The following is a 21,772-nucleotide window of genomic DNA, read 5'->3' as shown; positions in this document are numbered from 1 at the left end:
TTTTTGATAACGTGAACTATTCTGCCTCGGCTACTATCTTGTGATATATCGCCAATGCCTCATCAAATGCTTTTCTCGCTGCGGGTCGTTCTTCTTCCCTGATATCCTTCTCACGCACAGCCCATAACTGCTCAATGACGCCGATGCACCATTTGGCGCTTTCTTTGGAAGCCCGAATAGGCTTCTTGCCTACGATGACATTGATCGGATTGGTGTGCAGTTGCGGATAGCAGCGAAGTGCATACCAACTGCTCATTTTCACCGGAATATCAAATGCCACGTCATGCACCTTCCCATCTGCAGGAACCACATGTTTTGCAATGACTTGCCCATTTTCGATCAGTTCAACCGTGCGTTCTGAACTCTTTGCTACACGACCACCGACTGCAGTACCGAGTGGCATATCGCCCTGGAAGGCGACTTTCGCTTTGCCATGAACAATGCCTGGGAATGCAATGTGCTTTTCTCCCTCACCCAAGGCAACGCCACCGAGTTCAAAATCAAAGGCATGGGCGTAGCCATCGGAAACATAGGATTGCCCCTTGGCAATACCCTGGCACCAGTCAGCGAAGTTCACACTGCTGACCTTGCCAAGGTTGACATAAACACGCCCCTGCCCTACCCGGCCACCGCTGATGCAGGGGAAATCGGTTTCCCCTGAAACCTTCAAAGGGAAGCCACAATTAAGCAGATGATACCAGCAGTTCCATTCAGGCACACGTTCGGTATCCATCGCTGAAATAAAATCGCAGACTCCCAGTGACGTCGTAACACAAATTTCCTGTGCCCCGATGCCGTTCATTTCGGGAATCACCAGATTGGGCAACTGCGTCGAAGTTCTGCGAGTACTCTGCATCAGTTCCCGTTCGATCACCTGCCCATCACCATCCGCATCGACCTTTTCAAAAGCCTCTGGTAATGGCCAGCGAACGGAACTCGCATCAGCCTTGGTGAAGTACCCCTGTTTCTTCTGATCAAGCAGTTGCATGAGTCGGCGGGTAGATTTTTCCGTGTGCACACCCAAGCCGTTTGCAGAGTGCGCATAGCCGGTCACGCCACCCTGTGCCTTGGCCCAGCGCATCAGAGGAGTGGTCCAAGTGGGCCAGCCTCGCGTCTTGGTGCCTTCGGATCCAGGATACGTCTGATCTTTCAGATTCAGCAGGCAAACATGCCCCATGGCTTGCGATCCGAACCCGCTCACTTCCACATCATACTTCAGCACCGTGAAAGGCTCACTCTTTTTCCAAGGCTCGGAAGCAAAGAATCGACGCTGGAAGTTGTAGCAAGGCCCCCAGGTGAGGCAGCAGCCTACGTTTAATGCTTCACCTTTGACATGCAGGAACATGTCTTCAGGGAAGATACCTTCTGTTGGATTCGTGTAATGAGCACATCCTGCTGCATGAATGTGATGATCGCCACTGTAATAGCCAAAATCAACCGGGTTGATCCATCGTGAAAGTTTGACTGCTAACTCCTGCTTGCCCTGGTCTGCCTTCACCGTGAAATTCATGGTTTTCAGATCGTACTCCGGCCCTCGGCCATATTCGACTCGAAACTCCCCGGGCGGGAGCAGAACGGTGCCACCATCAGCACGGTAGATCTGCTGCTGGAAGAACAGATCGGGCCGCAATCGCTTGGCTTGAGGCGGATAGATATGCCCTTGCTTGTCTTTGAAGGTGAATCGACCTACCGTGGGAGAACCATCCACATCTGATACTCTGATACTGACTGGAACAGCAGGCTTGATGTCAAAGAGAACAGGAACCTCAGCACGAAAACCCAGATCCTGTGTACCCTGTCCAATGTCAAAACTGATGGTAATTTCCCTCTTGCCTGCTTCACTGCTGTAAATCAGTGCCAAAGCGTATTCCACTTTCAAGCCACTGAGTTCTGCAGTCATGGGTGGTGCGGTGTACATTTCCAGTTCTGCGAATCGCTGAACGATTTTCGCATCAGCATCGTGGGCTCGCTCATTACGACCTGCCCCGGAATAAACGGTACCTGCCTGCGGACTGCTGATGCGTAGCGGCTTCTTCACCGTGCTTTCGTTAACAACTTTGATAAGCACTGGCGTATACCCCGATTGTTGTAACACAGCACTCGCTGGACCCCTAGCGACTTTTACTCTTGCTTCAGGATTAATGTTTACCACCAGCAATGCATGGGGATCGAGCGTTTCCTGCAAAGCGACAACATTACGATCAGTAATGGCCTTCAGAATCTTTGGCTTGCTGGCAGCATCGAGAGGTTTGCCCAGAAAATCGAGTGCCTGCACCAGTCGTTCCACCTGAGCCGACAGGGGTTGCGGCTCCACATCCTGGATAATGTCAGGCGCACTAGTGACTAACAGTAAGCAAAGTAATGCATTCATGCTCCACAACATGGAACACCTCTCTTTTCATGGGACTATTTCAGTAAGTCTAACGTGATATCGCTGCAAACGCTATGATGTAATGAGAAAACCCGCCAAAGTGCAAACGGCACAACAGAACACTGTTCGAGATTACCATGAAAGCAGAGATCATCTCTATTGGCAGCGAGATCACCTCAGGTCGCAATCTCGATACCAACTCACAATGGCTAAGCCGCGAACTGCAGGCGATGGGCATCCCTGTCCGCTTTCACACAACTCTCGCCGACGACCTGAATGAAAACATTACAGCGTTTCGTGTGGCACTGCAACGTGCAGATTTGATTGTCATTACGGGAGGACTGGGACCAACACAGGATGACCTGACTCGCGAAGTGCTTGCTGCAGTGGCAGGGGTGGAACTGGTCCTCGATCAAAATTGCCTGGATGCCATCGCTGCGTTGTTTGAAAAAATTGGCCGAAAGATGACCGAGCGAAACCGCGTTCAGGCCTATTTCCCGAGCGGTGCCAAACCGTTGCCCAATCCGGTCGGCACAGCTCCTGGTATCTGGCTTGCTGTTCCTCGCCAGGATCAATCACCTGCCGTATTTCTCGCCATGCCCGGCGTACCTCGTGAAATGCATCGAATGTTTCAGGAGCAGGCTAAACCGCTAATCAGTGAGCAGTTTACAGACCACGCAGGCATCATTCTCGAACGCAAGCTGAACCTCTTCGGCCTGGGCGAAGCTGCAGTCGAAGAGAAAGTGATGGATCTCACTCGACGAGGACATGTGCCTGAAGTGGGTATTACCGCGAGTGATGCAACCATTTCGCTACGCATTTTCGGATCAGGGAAGGATGAAGCAGAAGCATTAGCACAGATAGCCCCTGTTGAAACAACCATTCGTGAACGCTTTGGCAACATGGTATTCGGCACCGGAGACGAAGAACTGCAACACGCCGTTGCTCATCTCCTGGCACTGAAGAAGACAACGCTCTCTGTTGCAGAAAGTCTGACCGGCGGCCTGGTGATGAACCGGCTGTGCCAGATTCCTGGCATCAGCGAGTTCTTTCTTGGAGGCTGCGTGGCCTATGCCAATGATGCCAAGGTTAAACAACTCGGTGTACCAGCCGAGTTAATTACTCAGCATGGCGCAGTCAGTGCTGAAGTAGCTGAGGCGATGGCGAATGGTGCTCGCGAACAATTTGCCGCTCAGTGGGCGGTGAGCACCACCGGCATTGCCGGACCGGGCGGTGCTACACCTACCAAACCCGTGGGGCTGGCCTACATCGGTGTTGCCGGGCCATTTGGCGTCATCAGCCACCAGGTCAATGCCCTGGCTCATGGCCGGCTCGACGTAATGAACCGTGTTGCCAAGGTCGCACTCAATGCCTTGCGACTTGCTTTACTCAAGGAATAACCATGTCTTGCTTTGTCACCCATCTGGAAAGTGCGATCGATGGAACCCGGTTTGAGCCGATGCAGATTCTGGGAATGCATGCTGATCGGCCGCTCTGGGTGCGATACGATCTGCCTGCCATCAAACGGGCGATAACAACCACAGAGATAGCCCGGCGAGAACCATCGCTCTGGCGATACCGTGAACTGCTCCCGCTTCCAAGTGAGTTTGAACCGGTGACGCTGGGTGAAGGTATGTCACCATTGCTGCCCTGCCCACGACTGGGCCAGGCAATTGGCCTTAAACAATTGTGGATCAAGGATGAATCGCAGTTGCCTACCGGTTCATTCAAATCGCGTGGAATGACTGCAGCCATCAGCATGGCCAAAGCGCTTGGCATCCGCCGAGTGGCCCTGCCCACAGCAGGCAACGCCGGTGGCGCTGCAGCAGCCTATGGTGCTCGTGCAGGCATGGAAGTATTCGTCTTCATGCCTGAAGACACTCCGCAAGTCAACCAGTTTGAAGCAGCTTTGCTGGGCGCGCGTGTTTTTCTCGTCAATGGTTTGATCAACGATTGTGGCAAGATCGTCAAGCAGGGAAAAGAGCCTATGGGCTGGTTCGACTTATCCACACTCAAAGAGCCTTATCGGCTGGAAGGCAAGAAAACAATGGGGCTGGAACTGGCGGAGCAGATGGACTGGAAGTTGCCCGCATCCATCTTTTATCCAACCGGTGGCGGTACAGGCCTTATCGGCATGTGGAAAGCGTTTGACGAACTGAAACAATTGGGCTGGTTACGGAGCGAACAGCTTCCACGATTGTACAGTTGCCAGAGTGAAGGCTGTTCGCCAATCGCCACTGCCTTTGCCAAGGGGGAACGGTTTGCAGAGCCTTTCCCCAATGCACACACGGCAGCCAGCGGATTGCGTGTGCCGGTAGCTGTTGGAGATTTCATGATGCTGGATGCCATTCGTGCCAGTGGTGGGCAAGCATTGACGGGAACAGAAGACAGCATCGGCCACTGGATGAAACAGGCCGGTTCGCTGGAAGGCATCAGCCTGTGTCCGGAAACGGCTATCTGCCTCGATGTATTACACCGATTGGTGAAAGAGAGTCTGATTGACCCATCAGAACACGTTGTGGTCTTCAACACTGGTGCTGCCCAGAAGTACCTGGAAGCTGTGCCGCTCAAGTTGCCGAAGTTGAACAAGGATGAGGCGATGGATTGGAATAAGATGTAATACTGGTTACATATTTTCGAAATCCGACAATCGATCCACCAGCGCAAAATACTGATCCTGCCTGGCTCGCCAGATGCCCTGGGCGATGGCTCGAGGATTCGGCCAGTTGACCAGGCTCAAATGGTCACCATCCCAGATTTCATGCTCATAGTGATGCACCGCAGACTTGATGGAAACGATGCCATCGTTAGCACCTTCGCGAAGCATTACGATGCCGTAGGAAACCCACCATTCGGGGCTGAGCCAGGCGCCAGAATTGCGACCAGCCACCGCATAGTACTGTATACTCGGAACATCTATTACTTTTTCGTTAAACGCCTGGCAGCGATCGGTCATCAGATCGTAAAAGGCATTGTGCGGAATGTTGAGATAGCGAAGCCAGGGCTTGATGTAGCCTTCCAGCCTGCTGACGCCAATATCTGCAGCAGTGGTGCCCTGGTGTGGTGTGCCGATGGTGGTAAGTGAAAGAGCATGTTGATCAAGCCCCAGGCAGGTCACTGCATACCTGCAGTCCAGCCCACCCATGCTGTGAGCCATCAGATGCACTTTTTCGTTGGGATGTGTCTGTTGAATGAACTCGGTCAGTTGCCTGGCACGATCTGCCACGCCACCCATCGGACTAAGCCGCGGCGCAGTGACACGGTGACCTTTCGCTTTGAGTGCTTCCCCGATGCCCCGAAAATAGTTCATGGCCTGCCAGCCAGCGATTCGGAAAGAATCGAAGCCAAACAGGCCATGTACTAAAATCAGGGGATGACGTAACGTAACAACAGCGGGCATGAACAGCCTACTTGGCTGGCGCCGGAGCAGCAGCTTTTGCCGGCGGACCAGCGCCTCGTTTCCCGGGTTTCGCCACCGCTTTCGTGAGAATACGCGTCACGCGAGCTTCACCCGCTTTTTCAACAGCCTTGGTGTAGCTGCCAAAATCAACGCCAGGGCCAATATCCAGAATGAGTTCCGTTTTGCCTTCGCGGACAAGCCGTTCCAGTTCGCGAAGCAATTTGTCATCATCATCTGCCACGTATTCATTCACTTTGAATTGGGTGGCAGCCCCTTTTTTCTCAACGCGGAGCATGATGTACTTCTGCGTCAGTTCGGGTGGAAGTACACGCGGTTCCTGATCATTTTTCTGGTTCGCAGGCAGACGCATCACCCTTTCCATGACCGACATGGTGGTGGCAAGAATGAAAAACACCAGCAATACCAGACACACGTCGATCAGCGGATTCATATCGATGTTGTTATCATCCGCTTCGTGCGTAGCTTCGCTTTCGATGTCCTGAATGACTTCTGAGACTTCTGCAAAATATGGATGATTTTCCAGACGAACCCAGTTGGAATCGCTGGGGCCACGCACTTCATCGGTCGTGGCATAAACGCCATCTTTCAGCCCTTCAACGATCTGCTCAGTGGTGAGAGGCTGAGCAATCGGCTGCGGTGAACCTTCATGACGTAATCGCCACGACATGCCGTTATTCCTTGAAAGCGTAACCGTTCGAAAACCCGCGATGAATCACGGGGACTATTCTCCACCTGCCTGGGCTGCTGGTGCAACCTTGGCAACATAATTCTTGATTCCCATACGCTCCAGCCCCATCATCAGCGACTGTACCTTTTCAAAAGGTAATGTAGCTTCAACCTGCAGTACGATCTTCAACTGCATACCGGCACCAGCCTTTTCCTCCCGCACCTTGTCCAGCACTTCCTGTTCAGTGAATTTGTCGGTATAGTTTTCCTTAAAGTGATAAGCTATTTTAGTTTCATCATCCACATCGCGACGGGCACTGATGGTGACATTGCCTTGCCTGTCAGAGATTTCCGAAATCTTGACAGCCGGAATCTTGAAGGGTGCAGCGGTAATCAGATTCTGAGCCGTCATCATGAAGAACACGAGGAGAACCATGCTGATATCAATCAGCGGAATCATGTCAACATCTTCATCCTCTTCCTCCGGTTTTTTGGCTGCTGCAAAATCGATCTCGATAGGTTCAAGCGCTTCCGCAGCATCCTGTGCTGTGGGCAACCCACCTAGGCCAAAATAAGGTTGAAACAGCGGGTGGGCATCGAGATATTCCCAGGCGGGTGCACCGGGAGTACGCACACAATCACGTCCAAGTAGCCTGCCTTCCTGTATCCAGTCGCAGACGACAGAAAAAGGCACACCCCGATAGACGGTGTTAGGCTGAACAAGCCAGACATTGAAGAAACGGGGGGTGTCTGCGGGCATCTTGATGCATTACTCGCAAGAGAAAGATTAGCGAACCGTTTGAGCAGCCATCGGCCGGCCGGCTACCGCTGCCGCCATGGGCACTGCAGCACCCTGCATGGGTGGCGTGGTCTTGGCTGCCTGGGTCAGCAACAGTAACTTCTGCCCGGCATTCTTCATCTTGATCTCGAACTTGTGTGTCCAGGCTTTGCACAGCGTGTGAGTGAACACCAGTGGAATTGCAGTGAGCAATCCCAGCATCGTTGCAAAGAGTGCCAAACCGATTTCGGCACTCGCCTGAGCCTGTCCACCGGTCCCCTTCTCACTGGCTTCACCCAATGCCGAGAAGGTTCCAATCATCGAGATAATGGTAAAGAGCAACCCAACCATGGTTGCAATCTTGGCAAAAGCCAGAATGGTGGGAAGCAGGAAATTCAGTGCGGGAATAATTTCCAGATCGACAGCATTCGCCATGGCTTTACGCATAGCTGCTAGACCCTCTTTGTGCTTTTCCAATCCAGCAACAAAGAGTGTACTGGGAATGTGTTCGTTCTTGGGCTGAGCTTTGCAGAACTTCAATGCTCCATCGATGCCTTCCTTGTTCAGAATTTCCTGAAACTTGGGGAGAAACAGATTCAGATCAGTCTTAGCGTTATAATTCAGCCAAAGTCGCCAGACCACCAAGGTTGCACCGATAAAGGTCATTGCGAACAGGATTACTGCAAAGAGCGTGTCATGAGTGACAAACTTGATGAAGGCACTTTCTGCAAATAAAAACGAATGGGGCATCGTTGGTGTTCCAACTAAATAAGACTCTGAAACAGGGTTGATACTTTATCCTATCTTACCAGCGACATCGTGCAACAGTCTTACTTGCATTTTTCCAGTTCGTTTTCGCCAGGTTTCTTACATTCAGACACGATTTACAGACTGCTGACCGATAAGTTTTGATACGATTTCAATATGAGTGATTCCAGACATGAAAAAGACCTGGCGAACTATGCCATGCGTGAAGCCGATTCTTTAGGCAGGCTTCATGATGAGCCTGGCCATCCGTATCGGGGTTTTTATCAACGTGATCGTGATCGCATACTGCATGCTTCTGCATTTCGAAGGTTAACAGCCAAGACTCAGGTGCTGGTCTGGGGCACGAATGATCACCATCGCACCCGACTGACACACACGCTCGAGGTTGCACAAGTCAGTCGCACCATTGCCCGTGAACTTCGTCTGAATGAAGACCTGACCGAAGCCATTGCACTGGCTCATGATCTGGGACATCCACCCTTTGGCCACGCAGGCGAAGCTGCACTGGATGCATGCCTGAAGGAGCATGGTGGCTTTGAGCACAACTGGCAGGGCCTTCGGATTGTAGAAGAACTGGAACAGCGATACCCCACCTTCCCAGGATTGAACCTCACATGGGAGCTGCGTGAATCTCTCGCTTTCCATAGCAAGCGTCCTTTGGTGCCTCAGGTGGCACAGTATCGAAACCATCACGCACAACCCCAAACGGAAATGGTAAGGCAACCTACACTGGAAGCACAGGTGGTCGATGCAGCGGACAGTATTGTGTATGACATACACGACATTGATGATGCCTTTGGCGTGCACCTGATCACGCTGGATGAAATCAGGCAATTGAGATGTTGGAGCGATGCCGAAGAACACGTCGAAAAACAGTTTGGTAAACTCCCTGCCAACCGACTGATTCCCACCGTGCTTCGCAACCTCCTTGCGCAACGTGAACGAGCCATGCTGGAACAAACCCGACAACGCATTGTCAACGCCAGGCTTCAATCACCTTACGATGCCAAACAACTGGCTGAGCCTATCGTCAGCGAAGGAGATGCAATCACTAGCATGGTCGATGAGTTTAGGCATTTTCTACACGAAAAGGTCTACCATCATCCACAGGTATTGAAGATGGCAAGCCGGGGAAAGGTTATCGTTCAACAGCTTTTTGCTGCCTATGCAGCTGATCCATCGCAAATGCCTTCTTTTCATGCAGAAAAAGCAAAAGTAAGCAATACCTATCGTACTGTCAGTGACTATTTGGCTGGCATGACGGACCGACTGGCTGTGGCAGAATATCATAAACTATACCAATCTCATGAAAAATCGGATAAGATAGTAATATGATCGTGAGGCTGGCTTTTTATCCCACCGACAGACTCGCAGCGTAGCCTTACGAACACCATTATTTTACTTACCCTGCTTGCAGGGACGTTGCATGGTCTGTTCCAGGATGAAATAACGGGGGTCCCATGACGAAACCCGGATCGATCCTTATCTGGATTATTCGTGGCGTATTTCTGCTTTGCATATTGGGAGTTGCAACCGGTTTTGCCATACAAGGCACTTCCCAGGTTGATCCCAAAGCAACGGGTGGTGGTTTCTATGCCATCCCCTTTATTTATCTAGTCATGATCGTTTTGCTGGGCATCGGCATTGTCGCACTCGACATCATCATCAAGAACAAGCAAATCACCACCATCTCAGCCATTTATTTCGGCCTGCTTCTAGGCTTGTTATTTGGCCATCTGTTCAGTTCCGCCATTTTCCCACTGGTGGAAACGGACGCATCTCGCTGGTTGAATACCCCGCTGCGCATTCTGATTACCCTGTTTTTCTGTTACATCTGTGTCAGCACGCTTTATCAGACTAAAGATGATTTCCGGTTTATCATTCCCTACGTGGAATTTTCCAAACAGATCAAAGGCAGCAGGGCTCTGGTACTGGATACCAGTGTCATTATTGATGGCCGCATTGCCGATATCAGCGATACGAAGATTATCGACACAAGACTGATTGTGCCACGCTTCGTACTGCAGGAACTGCAGAACGTTGCTGACTCGACGGATAAGCTGAAGCGAAACCGTGGTCGGCGCGGAATGGATATGCTCAAGCGAATGCAGGCCAACCCCAAGGTAGACCTGATCATTCATGAAGGCAATATTCCGGAACTGCAGGATGTGCATGAAGTTGATCAGAAGCTGGTCGTTCTCGCCAAGACGCTGAGCGCCAGGGTTGTAACTAACGATTACAACCTGAACAAGGTAGCCCAGTTGCAAGGCGTGGAAGTGATCAACATTAATGAGTTAGCCAATGCACTGAAGTCGGTTGCTCTGCCCGGCGAAGTGCTCAAGGTCAAACTCATTAAACCAGGCGACCAGATCGGCCAAGGCGTAGGTTACCTGGACGATGGCACGATGGTGGTGGTGGAACAGGGCCGGGCCTTGATTGGCCAGGATGTTCACATGACCGTTACCAGCGTGCTACAGACTTCTGCCGGTCGTATGATCTTCGGCAGAACGGATGGTAAATCGGGGCTGTCATCCACCTCGCACCCGGCATTGGGAGCACCAGAAGAGGTGAAAGCGACATGATGCAGCCCCAGCTACGGGGATTGTGCATCATGACGTATCATTCACGTATTGTTATCCTCACATTGCTGGCAATTTCTCCGCTGGCGCTACTGGCACAGGAACGTAAAGCAGGCCAGGAAGCCAATGCCAACCAGGCAAACGATGATGTAGTTGCCGTGAAACGTCTGCTCGCTGCCCGCCATGAATATCAGACTTCCATGGAAGATCTGCGCGCTTTCTATCTCAAGATGGGAGACTTTGAGCGTGTCCGACAGGTCGAAGAAGAACTCCTCAGCTACCATCGCATCTCCAAACGTGCTTACCGATTGGAACTCGATGTTCCCCCTCCTACTCTGACTCCGAATCAGAATATCCCGGAAGCCAATGAACTCTTCCGCCGGGCCGTGGCTTTCAAGTCGAAAGGCTGGGGGCAGGAATCTGATGACAATTACCGTCGAGCTGAATTGCTGCTTCAACAGTTGATCAATCTTTATCCACAGAGTGATAAGCTTTCTGAAACTGCTTTTCATCTGGGAGATGTGTACGAAAGCCGTTCATTCAAGCAATACCGCCGGGCTGCGATGTATTACGAACGCAGCTTCCAGTGGAACTCCCAGACGACGAATGAAGCGAGATTGCGAGCTGCCCGATTGTATGACCGGACGCTGAATGATCGCAGTAAAGCGGTGCAGTTATATCGTGAGGAAATGAGCCGGACTTCTGATCCGAAGCGGCAAGATGAAGCCCGCAAACGACTAATGGAATTGGGAAATGGGACGCCGTAGTTAATAAGTGCATCACCCAAATAAAAGCCCACGGACCGCAGTCCGTGGGTTTAATTTCTGGATATCTATTACTCCCAAAAATAATGATAATACTGGTGTATGCATCTCAACACTCTTGGGAACTATTACATATCCGTAACGTGAATGAGTCCGTTTATGACATTGACCACGACCATTGTTCAATCAATCTCAAGACATCGTACCTCGACTGATGCAGAACTACTTGCATTGTGGTTATCGAAACGCGATGAGTATTCATTCACGTTACTACTTTCGAGGCACGGACCGCTCGTTTGGGGCGTTTGTCGTCGGATGCGGCTCAGTCAGGCTGATGCGGAAGATGTCTTCCAGGCAGTCTTTCTGGTGCTCTGTCAACAGGGAAAATTATTTCAGCAACGTTCTTCACTGGCATGCTGGCTCTATGGAATAACGTTGCGAATAGCAAAACGTCTTCAACGCACGCAAGTTCGTGAAAAGCAACGTGCAGAAAGAATAGCTCGCACCGAAGCGGTTTTCGACAACGCAGGTAATGATTTCGAGGAACTGGATAGTGCGGTCAATCATCTGCCGCAATATTATCGTGATCCATTGATTCTCTGCTGTTTGCAGGGTCAAACTCACCAACAGGCAGCCAGAATCCTGGGCTGGCCGGTTGGGACGGTGGCTGGCCGTCTTTCACGTGCCAAATCTTTGTTACGTTCACGCTTGATGAAGCAAGGTTGCGTTCCAGCAGCACTGCATGCTCTTTTGCTACCTGAAGTCTATGCATCACTGCCAGCAGGATTGATTTCACGAACTGTTCAAGCCATTCAAGGAGGCAGTTCTGCATCCGTGATTACATTGGCGCATGGAGCCATACTAATGGTGTTTACCTTCCGATCAATCATAGTTGTATCAGTCGCACTACTGATCTGCGGCTTGGTCGTTGGCTGGAAAGTGCTTGCTCAAGAAGAACCTGCTGCCGATTCAATGATTATCTCTCCGATAACTCACGAACTGCATACACAGGAACCTGCAGAGTTGGCCAAGCTGCAGGGTGCCTGGACCAGGCACATTCTCAACGAGGTCACGGGGAAGATTGTAGCTGCAGAAGATATTATCTTTGAAGGAAATTCCTATCGCATGCGTTACCATCCGATGGAAATGGATGGGACAAAATCATTTCAACCCAAGGTCACTGAGCTGAAAACGTTCAAACTTCTACCTGAACAGAAGCGCATCGAACTGGTTGATTACAATAATGATGCAGCATTACTCCAAGGTGAGAATAAGCCTTCTGAGTGGCCTACTCATTTAGTTGAACGATTTATGGGTAGCTATGTCCAACAAGGCGAAACTCTGGAAATCACTTTCGATGGCAAAATTCACTATAAGCTGGATGGTGACGGGAAACCAATTGCCAATCGTGAAGTGGTTCTGCCTCTCTCGCCACAGCAAGCAAAAAAAGTTGTCGTTTTCCGTCGCATGAAATTGAGCTATGAATTGGAAGATAAGTTGAGTGCGATGCTGCGACCAGGCGATGTCGTCCATGGACTCAAGTTGGATGTTGAACGAGCTGGTAAGATCAAGGAAGGTGATCGACTGAAAATTGAAGTAGAAGTAAAATCAGAACAAGGGATATCCAAGACAGAAAAACTGGCGGATAACATTGAAGTGCTGGCGGTAAAACGCACTGTCATTCAAGAAAAGGAATATGTCTATGTGTTCCTGCGATTAAACAGGCCGTTAACCCTGACGCTTAAGTACCATGTGGGAAAGCAGCACGTTTTCAACTTAACTCCGGTCACAAACAAATAAAGCCCACGAACCGCAGTCCGTGGGCATGATCATTAAAACGTTCAGTTTACTTCTTATACTTCTCAACCATCTGCTTGATCCGATCCTTCAGTTGATCAGGTGCTGCTGTAATGGCTTTGTCAGCAGCTTCAGAAGCTTTGGCTTTGTTGCCTACTGCATCGTAAGCCTGGGCTGCAGCCAGCAGACTGCCGATATCCTTGGGGCCTGCCAGCTTCTGTGCTTCTTCAGCAGCTTCAACAGCCAGTTCCAGTTTGTATTTTTCCGTGTTCATGCTGGTATTGCCCCACATGCGACTGATGGAAGTCAGCTTGTTGGCATCTTTCTTCTTGGCTGATTTTTCGAAGAGAGTTTTGAAAAGTGCTTCAGCTTCAGCGCTCTTTTTGTTCTTTAAGAGCAGCATGAGTTTGAAATCGCCGAACTGAGTTGCCAGTCGAGGAGTGTCTTTCTCGATGGAGGCAAAAATTTCCAAGCCCTTTTCATTATCCTGGCCAGCCTTCTGTAGTTTCTCAAAAGTGGCTTCGAGCTTCTCTTCCAAAGCCTTGGCTTCTGCCTTGGCGTTCCAGGTGCCATCAATGACCTTGGGCAACACTTCGTCGAGAATCATAGGGTGACCAATGAAAGCAACGTTGCCTTGCTTATCAATAACGAATGAACAGGGAATTCCATTGCGTCCAGCAGCTTTCATGTAAGCATCGTTGGTAGCTCGATCTTCGCACCAGGCTACGTTATACTGCATGATGTCGCCACGGTTCTTGACAAAGTCAGTGACCTGTTCTTCCGAATTGTTGGGATCTTTGGAAGTGAGACCAATGATGGTCAGGCCCTTGCTGCGATATTCAGACTGCAATTCGGAAATGTGAGGCATGGAGGCAATGCATGGCCCACACCAGGTCGCCCAGAATTCAACAACATACACATTGCCAGGCTTGAAAGCCTGAACTGCATCCCCTTTCATCCACTTGGTAATCGCCAGCTTCGGAGCGGGATCGCCAATGTTCAATGTTGTTTCCGGTTTGCCTGCTTTTTCCTGTGCGGCAAGCGACAGGCAGCACAATGCTACCAGGGTCAGACTCAGCCAATAACGCAACATGGTAACTCCAAGTTCATTGTGAATTTTCCACGATTAAAATGGAAACATTCTGTTTCTACCATTACATGATGCCGGGTGATTTAGACCATTATCATGAAGCGATTTTCATCAAAGTATTTGGCTATTTAGACTTGAGAAGCTGGGCAACTACATCACGCCAGCGATCAAACGGATGATATCTCTGTTCCTTATCATCCAGCACTCTTGACAAATCACCGCGGGCAAAACGATATTTTTCATCTACCAATAGTGAAGGTATGACATCAGTCAATCCATCTCCAGCATATGCAACATGTGCTTGCCCTGCCTTAGCAATGCCAGCTTTGACGATAGCAGCTTTATCAATGCCATTAATGGGGCAGAAAAAGGGCATGCCGTGCGGCAAACTCATCAGAAGCCCCTGCCCTTCGACAAACCGACCAGGATTTGAATGGATGGGTGGAACTCTCTCCAGATGACTGAGCAGTTTCTGAATGTACCAGGCACACCCTGCTGAAGCGATGACTACCTCCCAGCCTTGCTCGTGGAGTTGCTGCAACAGCGAAGGTAGTTCCGGCTCCAGTTCCATCCGTTGCAGCAGCTTATCCACCTCGGCCTCGCTGCATCGAATCTCAGCGAAATAACTTTTGAGCACTTCGAAATGCGTCAGTTTTTTCTGCAGATAATCCTGCCAGTAATTGGGGACATTGGCTGGCAGGAGATGTGCAACAACCAGTTGATAGAAATCTTGCCGGGCCAGAGTGCCATCGAAATCGGTAATAAGGAGCATTGGGATCTGCGCATAAATCCTGAAGTCTTTGTTGGGGTAGGATACAGAACAGGCTGACTGGGTGTAGGATAATATCAACATCAGACTTTTCCCCTCTCCCCTGGAGGGAGAGGGACCAGGGGTGAGGGGGTTGGAATCACGATGTTTTCACTGGGCATAACACTGGAATCGCTCGGTCAACCTCTGCGCGAAGCAGTCATCACCGCAGCGCAGGCTGGTTTGCAGGGAATGGTGTTTGACGCTGTCGGCCCACTTGGGCCGGATGCACTGGGCGATACAGCACGCCGAGAAGTCAGACATCTACTCAGTTCACATCTGCTGAAGCTGTTTGCTTTGCGATGCCCCTTGCGACGAGGACTGGAAGAACTGGATGGGCTGGAACAACGATTAGAACGACTGCGCAAAGCCATGCAGTTATCGTTTGATCTCGGCGCTCGTCTGATTCTACTGGGGATTGGTGAAGTACCAGCAGAGGACGATGCTCCGGTGCGATTGCGGATGCGAACGGCGTTGCAAGAACTCTCTCAATTCAGTGATCGCATCGGCTGTCAAATTGCACTTGATGCTGGCCTAGAGCCAATTCAGGTACTGCTGAGCCTGGTTCGTTCTTTGGAGGCTGGAAATGTTGGTATATCAATTGATCCTGCAACTCTGTTAATGGAAAAGCAGCCTATTGAATCAACGCTGCTGGCAACGCGCGGTCATTTGCTGCACAGTTATGCCCGCGATGCGGTGCCTCGTCGCATTGATCGCCCGGCACGCGAAGTGCCAGTTGGGCATGGCGATATCGATTGGCTCAGTTGGCTTGGCACCTTGCAGGCCAGTGGCTACCAGGGAGCGATGACCATTCGCCAGACTGCTACACAACTACCTGTTCATGGAGCTCGTGAAGCAGCCAACTTCCTGCGAAAACTCGGGGTCGGTACCGTCTTTACTGCTTAAGCACCAGTTTTTCTCGTGCTGCCCACTGTGAAATGTCGCGCCGCTGTAATGCTTGAGACATCAGTTCTGGAAAAACGTCTGGCGTACAGGCAAAGCAGGGAACACCCTGTGAAGCGAAAGCACTGGCCAGTGTTTCATCATGACAGGCTGCACCGCTGTCGCTGAGCGCCAGCAGGCAGATGACCAGGACTCCGCTCTGCACGGTTTCTCTGATACGCTGCACCAATTGCTGCCGATCGCCTCCTTCTACCAGATCGGTTATCAGAACCATCGTGGTTTTTGCAGGTCGGGTAATGTGCTGCTGACAGTAGGCCACTGCACGATGAATATCGGTGCCACCACCCAGTTGGGCGCCAAAGAGAATATCGACAGGATCGTGCAGCGATTCAGTCATATCCAGAACCGCGGTGTCGAAGAACACCAGGCGGATGGCCAATGTTTTCAACGAAGCCAGCACAGCAGCACATACGCTCGAATACACTACGGAAGACGCCATGGAACCACTTTGATCAACACACAAAATGACATCCTGCAAGGCAGATGCTCTCCGCCGAAAACCTGTCAATTTCTCTGCAATCACCGTGCGATAATCAGGCTGGTAATGTTGCAGGTTCTTCCGTATCGTTCGGTGCCAGTCAATCTCGTTGTCTCGAGGTCGATTGGTGCGACTGGCTCGATGAAGCGATCCATGCACTGCCTGCATGAGAGGTTGCTGCAGCTTCCGTTGTAGCTCATCAACGACTTTCAGAACCACCAGCCTGGCTGTTGCTTTGGTTTTATTGGGAATAACATTCTTCAAAGTTAACAACGTGCTGACCAAGTGGATGTCAGGCACAATAGTATCAAGCGTTTCTTTTTCGAACAGCAACTGTGTGAGTTTGAGCCGCTGCAAGGCATCCTGCTGCATGACTCTAACTACTGAAGCGGGAAAGTAGGTGCGAATGTCACCCAGCCAGCGGTTGACATGAGGCGAAGAATTGCCCAACCCCGCTTTGCGATCGGAATCGTAAAGAGCCTGGAGAATGCGATCCATCTGGCTCTCTGATTCGGAAAGCGTAACTGCAAGTCCTTCACCGGAAGAAGGTCCGGCATCACTACCCAATATCAAACGCCAGCGCCGCAGGCGTGTTTCATCGTTCATGGGGATAGTGTAGTGGCAACCTCTGTTCAGGTATCCAAAAAAACAAGCCTGCTGAATCCTTAGCAGGCTTGGAATCATCAATGGAGTACAATGTTACTTGCTGACGATATCGAGCGACTGAATCACAACGTTTTTCGTGGTGCTGCTGAGGTTTGCCAGCTTGAGCATCAGTTTGCCATCATGCACTTTCACCGAAAAGGTTCGTGGCGTACTTTGTCCGGCAGCCGTGTTGGCTTCCAGAACTTTGCTGCCCTGCAGATAGACACCCATCTTGCTGAGTGCCTGAGTTGGATGCCCCAATCTGATGGTGACTCGATATTCACCATTAGGCAAATTCACAGCAAAGGTACCGTTCGATGTGCCGAGTCCCTGAGTTGCAAATGAATCACCTGACCCATTTTTGACATTCCACAGATCCTTGGTGAGCCAGCCAAAGCCAACATCTGTTGAAAAAGTACTGGTTTTGGAGACTTTTTGATAACCTTCCACGGTCGGTGCATCACTGAGACCGAACTGGAAGCGATGTTGAACTTTTGTTTGCTCAACCGGCTTGACCAGACTGTTTACCAGCGATGCATCTGCCTGAACAGCCTTTTCAGGTTGCATCACATTTTCAGGAACGGTTTCACTGATGCCACTAGGGGCAGTGATGGAGCCGACCTGGTATACGTACATACGGGGAAAGGATTCATATAAATCCCGATCAACTGCATTGACAAGAACGTAAAGTCTATTGGTTGTCGAGTCAAAAGTGACACCACCAACCTGGCTTAATCCATCTCCAGACCATGGATTTTGACTACTTGGAAGTACGTTATCTACCCATCGATATTGAGGTTGGATTTCCCACTGCTGCTTAATTCCAGATGCAACATCCGCTAGATCTTTTGGATTATAAATCATCCATTCATAAACGAATCCACTCGCATGTCGGTCTGAATTCTGGTAGTAGACATTTCCAGTTCCTGTTTTCGCCAGATAGAGTAATCCACCATAATTGGAATTATCTATCCAGGTCGCACTACCATAGATGATGTCACTCCATGTCCAATGTCCCACTCCATTTTCAGGATTCCAGGCTCCACCATCATATGTACTATAGTAATTGGGATTTCGTTCGCCACGAGCAGGTGCGCCATGCGGGTATCCAGCAAGAGGTGTATTTTCTAATGCTGAACGATTAGGATTGGCATTTATGTCAGGATCATTTACAGCAGCTAATGACGGACCAAAGCTACCACTACTGATTATTGAAAAATAGCCACCAAAACCGACACCAAGCGATTTCCCATCGGTGTATTCATCTGCAAACCATTGGGGGATTCGAAGCGTACCCCCGCGACTGAATTTCTCTGGACGATTCTCGAGTCTCCAGGCACCAACGCCAGTAGCTATTCCAGTTGTGTCATTTAAAATTGAATAACCCATGCTGGGATTGTTTGGATGAGTAGCGTTATACCAATGCCCGTAATTCCAGTAGAGTCTGCCAAGATTCTGATCATAGTATAAACCATAGGTGGGAGCTCCTGCAGATATTTGTGAAGTTCCTCCATCATTTCCAACCCATTTGTTGCCTGTATAGACATCACCCCAGTTTCTTACAACTGTTGCTCTTGGTAATGTTGTCCCCTGAGCAATTCCAGGATAGTTGAATTCATAAACCAGCCCTCCAGAATACACATGGCTAGTTGTCAAGAACTGAAGATTTCCGTTAACATAGCGATGCGTTAAGCCACCCGTCGTATACGCCGAACTCCATCCATTTGCAGATCTGGGAAGATTAAACGACCCTAAATAGGTAAAGTCCCCCTGATTGAGAAGCGGCTTATTAATCGGATCGTCGTCCACAGGATTGCTGACTGTCACAATCACGGTCCCTGCAGTTGTCGTATTGCCTGCAGCATCACGAGCTACTGCCGTCAGCATGTGGGTACCATTAGTCACCAATGCTGTATTCCAGGAGTAGGTGTAGTTCCCGGATGTCTGCATCACTCCCAACGGCTGGTTGTTCAGCATGAACTGAACGCCCGTTACACCAATATTATCGCTGGCGTTGGCAACGATGTTAATGGTACCCGTCACTGTCGACAGATGAGTTGGTGAAGTCAACGTGATGGTTGGCGCTACAGTGTCCGTCTGGTTGTTGACAGTCACTTGCACCACACTGGCAGTCGTCGTATTCCCCGCTGCATCACGTGCTACCGCACTCAATGTATGTGTGCCGTTACTCACTTGAGATGAATTCCACGAGAACGAATATGGTGCTGATGTATCTACCGCACCCAGTGGCTGATTATTAAGCAGGAATTGCACGCCTACCACGCCAACATTATCCGATGCGTTGGCAGTAATATTCACGATGCCCGAGACTGTTGATCCAGGCGCAGGTGATGTCAGGTTCACCGTCGGAGCCGTCGTATCGACGGATGTTACATTATTGACGGTAAACTGCACCACAGCGGACGTCGTTGTATTGCCTGCTGCGTCGCGGGCGATTGCCTTCAGAGTATGAGTACCATTGCCGACCTGAGCAGAATTCCACGACATCGTGAAGGGAGCAGATGTCACTTCAGCGCCGATCTGCTGATTATCCAGCAGGAATCTGACGCCCACCACGCCGACATTATCCGTAGCCAGCGCTGCAATCTGAATAACACCAGTCACGGTCGATTGAGGTGTTGGTGTTGTCAGATTGACGGTGGGCGCCTGAGTATCACCACCCGTTCCTGGAATTACCAGCACAGCGTTGTAGTCGGTAAACCCATTATCTTTGTCTTTGATCCGCCCGCGCACGGTATTGTTACCAGGCAGCAGGTAACTGCCTGGCACCTGGGCGGTGGCTGATGTCGAATCTACAACTTCAAAAATTCCATCTTTGTTGAAATCAAAGCTGTATCGGAAGCCCGCAGCACGATCGGCTGCTGAGATATCGGTTGCATTCTGAAATACCACGGAACCCGTGGGGGATGTATTGCGATCAGCGGCACCGGTTACAGTTCCCGTGAAAATAGCAGTCGGTGCAACATTCGAAATATTGACAGGCAACTGTACTGTTGTGGATACCTGGTTCTTATCGGTTACTGTAAGTGAAATAGTCCGGCTGCCATTGTCATCAAACGTATAGTTGTAGGAGCTGGAATATGTTGCTTCCTGGCCATTTAAATTCCAAACGTAGGTGTAAGGGGCAACGCCGCCGGAAACCTGGGCTGTAAAGTTAACAGGTTGACCTTCAGATGGATTAGCCACGCTGGGCACAATGGATGCAGTCAGCGTTGAATTACCGTCTATCTGCACTGTGGTAGTGGAGGTAGATGAACCACCGTCTTTATCTGCTACCACCAACGCAACAGTATAAGTACCAGGGGCACTGAATGCATGGCTTGGATTGGCCAGTTGACTTGTGCCACCATCACCGAAATTCCAACGGTAGGTGAATCCTGCCTGCTGATCGACGAGACTCGGATCGTTAACTATTGAATTGAATGTGAAGGTGTTGTCTCTCGAATCCTTATTCGACGCGCCTATGGTGGCGTTCGGAGCTACATTGTTAACGACTATTTCCGTGGTATGTCGAACGATCTTCCCAATGGCGTCCTTCACACTGAGTTGAACTTTATAAGTACCATTATCCTTGAATGTGTATGCTGGGTTTGCAGAACTGCTTGTTGCACTCCCATCGCCAAAATTCCAGGAGTATTTATACGGGCCTTTCCCGCCAGTCACCTTGGCATTGAAAACTGCTTGAGTTCCTTCATCGAGTACGGACGGAGCTTCAATACTTGCAACCAACGGTTTTACGTTTGGTTTGACAACTTGCTGAACTTCCAGATCGGCCAGCGAGAAATACTGGTTTTTGCCACCTTCATCAGCAAAGGTAAGTCGTAACTCGCCCTTGGTGATTTTGGCGGAAAAACTGATTTTGGTAATCTGTTCTTTGGTGTTAGTGAACGAATTGACGACCTTGGTGCCATTCACATAAATGCTGATACGATCAGATACAGTAATGCCGTCGCCCAGAGTAGCAGTTACCTTGTAAGTACCATTGGGTACCTTCATGACAAATGTGTTGCGTTTAGCCCGAACACCATCGCGGGTAAGATCCGTGCCAACTCCTGTGTCGTAAGCCTGCAATCCGTTTGCGCTGGCCCAGCCCTTGCCTTTATCAGCAGTAAAGACATCTGTTCCGTACTGGTCGAAAAGTTGATCAACCGGTGAGGTCGGTGTTCCAAAATCGAGCGCTAATCCCCAGGCATCCATCACATAGCGATCTTCGAGCACCTCAATCACAGGTTTCCATGAAAGTGATTGTTGTTGTTTCTTACGCGACATTCAGTGAACTCCGGTTGTGAATCGCATGTATGCAACGATTGATAATGAGGTGCAAACATGGATTCGTCTTTCCTGGGCGCACCCTCAGCGGCTGCTGAAAAATCAGCAGAACGCAAAGGTTGTAGAAGGACCTGGCGGAGGAGGTCGACATCAACAGGTTGCGATCAACTCGCACCATGAAGAAGTGTGGGCAACATGGTTCCGAGTTGAGCAACAATAGGTTCTGCAATTGATGTGTCAAATAAAACGAATGAAGGATTTTTCGCTTTTTCAATGTTACAACTGTGGGCAGGATTTCTGAGCCATCGACATAATCACCAGAGCATGCAAATTACCAATATTAACATGATTGCC

At 50.2% G+C, this 21,772-nt stretch carries 16 protein-coding genes; 7 read left to right on the top strand and 9 right to left on the bottom strand.

The features are described 5' to 3' along the window. Nucleotides 1-16 precede the first annotated feature (16 nt). Complete coding sequence (locus JNJ77_01550) at nucleotides 17-2,383, bottom strand: CehA/McbA family metallohydrolase (GenBank protein MBL8821242.1); 2,367 nt, start codon at nucleotides 2,381-2,383, stop codon at nucleotides 17-19. 125 nt (nucleotides 2,384-2,508) lie between these two features. Here JNJ77_01550 and JNJ77_01545 point away from each other — a divergent pair, with 125 nt between their 5' ends. Together JNJ77_01545 and JNJ77_01540 are read left to right on the top strand one after the other, a co-directional pair. Further along, nucleotides 2,509-3,771 carry a competence/damage-inducible protein A gene (locus JNJ77_01545; GenBank protein ID MBL8821241.1) on the top strand — a complete coding sequence of 421 codons (1,263 nt, stop codon included), beginning with the start codon at nucleotides 2,509-2,511 and terminating at the stop codon, nucleotides 3,769-3,771. A gap of 2 nt (nucleotides 3,772-3,773) precedes the next feature. Further along, nucleotides 3,774-4,991 carry a threonine synthase gene (locus tag JNJ77_01540; GenBank protein ID MBL8821240.1) on the top strand — a complete coding sequence of 406 codons (1,218 nt, stop codon included), beginning with the start codon at nucleotides 3,774-3,776 and terminating at the stop codon, nucleotides 4,989-4,991. 6 nt (nucleotides 4,992-4,997) lie between these two features. On the opposite strand, the gene JNJ77_01535 is transcribed toward JNJ77_01540, so the two are convergent. Genes JNJ77_01535 through JNJ77_01520 form a run of 4 tightly spaced genes read right to left on the bottom strand, consistent with a single transcriptional unit; the run spans nucleotide 4,998 to nucleotide 7,986 of the window. Beyond that, the gene (locus JNJ77_01535) at nucleotides 4,998-5,771 is read right to left on the bottom strand and encodes a hypothetical protein (protein ID MBL8821239.1); all 774 of its coding nucleotides are present in this window, start codon (nucleotides 5,769-5,771) and stop codon (nucleotides 4,998-5,000) included. 7 nt (nucleotides 5,772-5,778) lie between these two features. Then, nucleotides 5,779-6,459 (bottom strand): biopolymer transporter ExbD, encoded by a 681-nt coding sequence (locus JNJ77_01530; GenBank protein MBL8821238.1) that lies wholly within the window; start codon nucleotides 6,457-6,459, stop codon nucleotides 5,779-5,781. A 54-nt stretch (nucleotides 6,460-6,513) separates the two neighbouring features. After that, complete coding sequence (locus JNJ77_01525) at nucleotides 6,514-7,218, bottom strand: biopolymer transporter ExbD (protein MBL8821237.1); 705 nt, start codon at nucleotides 7,216-7,218, stop codon at nucleotides 6,514-6,516. A gap of 27 nt (nucleotides 7,219-7,245) precedes the next feature. Then, nucleotides 7,246-7,986, bottom strand: coding sequence for a MotA/TolQ/ExbB proton channel family protein (locus JNJ77_01520; GenBank protein ID MBL8821236.1), 741 nt, complete (start codon nucleotides 7,984-7,986; stop codon nucleotides 7,246-7,248). Between the two features lie 174 nt (nucleotides 7,987-8,160). On the opposite strand from JNJ77_01520, the gene JNJ77_01515 reads away from it, so the two are divergent. From JNJ77_01515 to JNJ77_01500, 4 genes are all read left to right on the top strand, one after another. After that, nucleotides 8,161-9,339, top strand: a complete 1,179-nt coding sequence (locus JNJ77_01515) for a deoxyguanosinetriphosphate triphosphohydrolase (GenBank protein ID MBL8821235.1) — start codon at nucleotides 8,161-8,163, stop codon at nucleotides 9,337-9,339. 125 nt (nucleotides 9,340-9,464) lie between these two features. Next, nucleotides 9,465-10,586: a PIN domain-containing protein gene (locus JNJ77_01510; protein ID MBL8821234.1), complete on the top strand. Its 1,122-nt coding sequence runs from the start codon at nucleotides 9,465-9,467 to the stop codon at nucleotides 10,584-10,586. A 29-nt stretch (nucleotides 10,587-10,615) separates the two neighbouring features. Next, complete coding sequence (locus JNJ77_01505) at nucleotides 10,616-11,350, top strand: hypothetical protein (protein ID MBL8821233.1); 735 nt, start codon at nucleotides 10,616-10,618, stop codon at nucleotides 11,348-11,350. Between the two features lie 156 nt (nucleotides 11,351-11,506). Beyond that, nucleotides 11,507-13,147: an RNA polymerase sigma factor gene (locus tag JNJ77_01500; protein ID MBL8821232.1), complete on the top strand. Its 1,641-nt coding sequence runs from the start codon at nucleotides 11,507-11,509 to the stop codon at nucleotides 13,145-13,147. Between the two features lie 46 nt (nucleotides 13,148-13,193). On the opposite strand, the gene JNJ77_01495 is transcribed toward JNJ77_01500, so the two are convergent. Next, on the bottom strand, nucleotides 13,194-14,237 hold the full coding sequence (locus tag JNJ77_01495; protein MBL8821231.1) for a TlpA family protein disulfide reductase: 1,044 nt from the start codon (nucleotides 14,235-14,237) through the stop codon (nucleotides 13,194-13,196). A 121-nt stretch (nucleotides 14,238-14,358) separates the two neighbouring features. Next, nucleotides 14,359-15,006: an MtnX-like HAD-IB family phosphatase gene (locus JNJ77_01490; protein ID MBL8821230.1), complete on the bottom strand. Its 648-nt coding sequence runs from the start codon at nucleotides 15,004-15,006 to the stop codon at nucleotides 14,359-14,361. A 141-nt stretch (nucleotides 15,007-15,147) separates the two neighbouring features. On the opposite strand from JNJ77_01490, the gene JNJ77_01485 reads away from it, so the two are divergent. Next, the gene (locus JNJ77_01485; protein ID MBL8821229.1) at nucleotides 15,148-15,948 is read left to right on the top strand and encodes a sugar phosphate isomerase/epimerase; all 801 of its coding nucleotides are present in this window, start codon (nucleotides 15,148-15,150) and stop codon (nucleotides 15,946-15,948) included. On the opposite strand, the gene JNJ77_01480 is transcribed toward JNJ77_01485, so the two are convergent. Continuing rightward, entirely contained in the window at nucleotides 15,938-17,089 is a 1,152-nt protein-coding gene (locus JNJ77_01480; protein MBL8821228.1) for a VWA domain-containing protein, read from the bottom strand. The genes JNJ77_01485 and JNJ77_01480 overlap by 11 nt on opposite strands. 93 nt (nucleotides 17,090-17,182) lie before the next feature. Continuing rightward, nucleotides 17,183-21,418, bottom strand: a complete 4,236-nt coding sequence (locus tag JNJ77_01475; protein ID MBL8821227.1) for a PKD domain-containing protein — start codon at nucleotides 21,416-21,418, stop codon at nucleotides 17,183-17,185. Nucleotides 21,419-21,772 lie beyond the last annotated feature (354 nt).

The sequence above is a fragment of the Planctomycetia bacterium genome, assembly GCA_016795155.1.
GTDB lineage: Bacteria > Planctomycetota > Planctomycetia > Gemmatales > HRBIN36 > JAEUIE01.
Note: the sequence above shows the minus strand (reverse complement) of the source record. Positions and strands in the feature narration are given on the sequence as shown.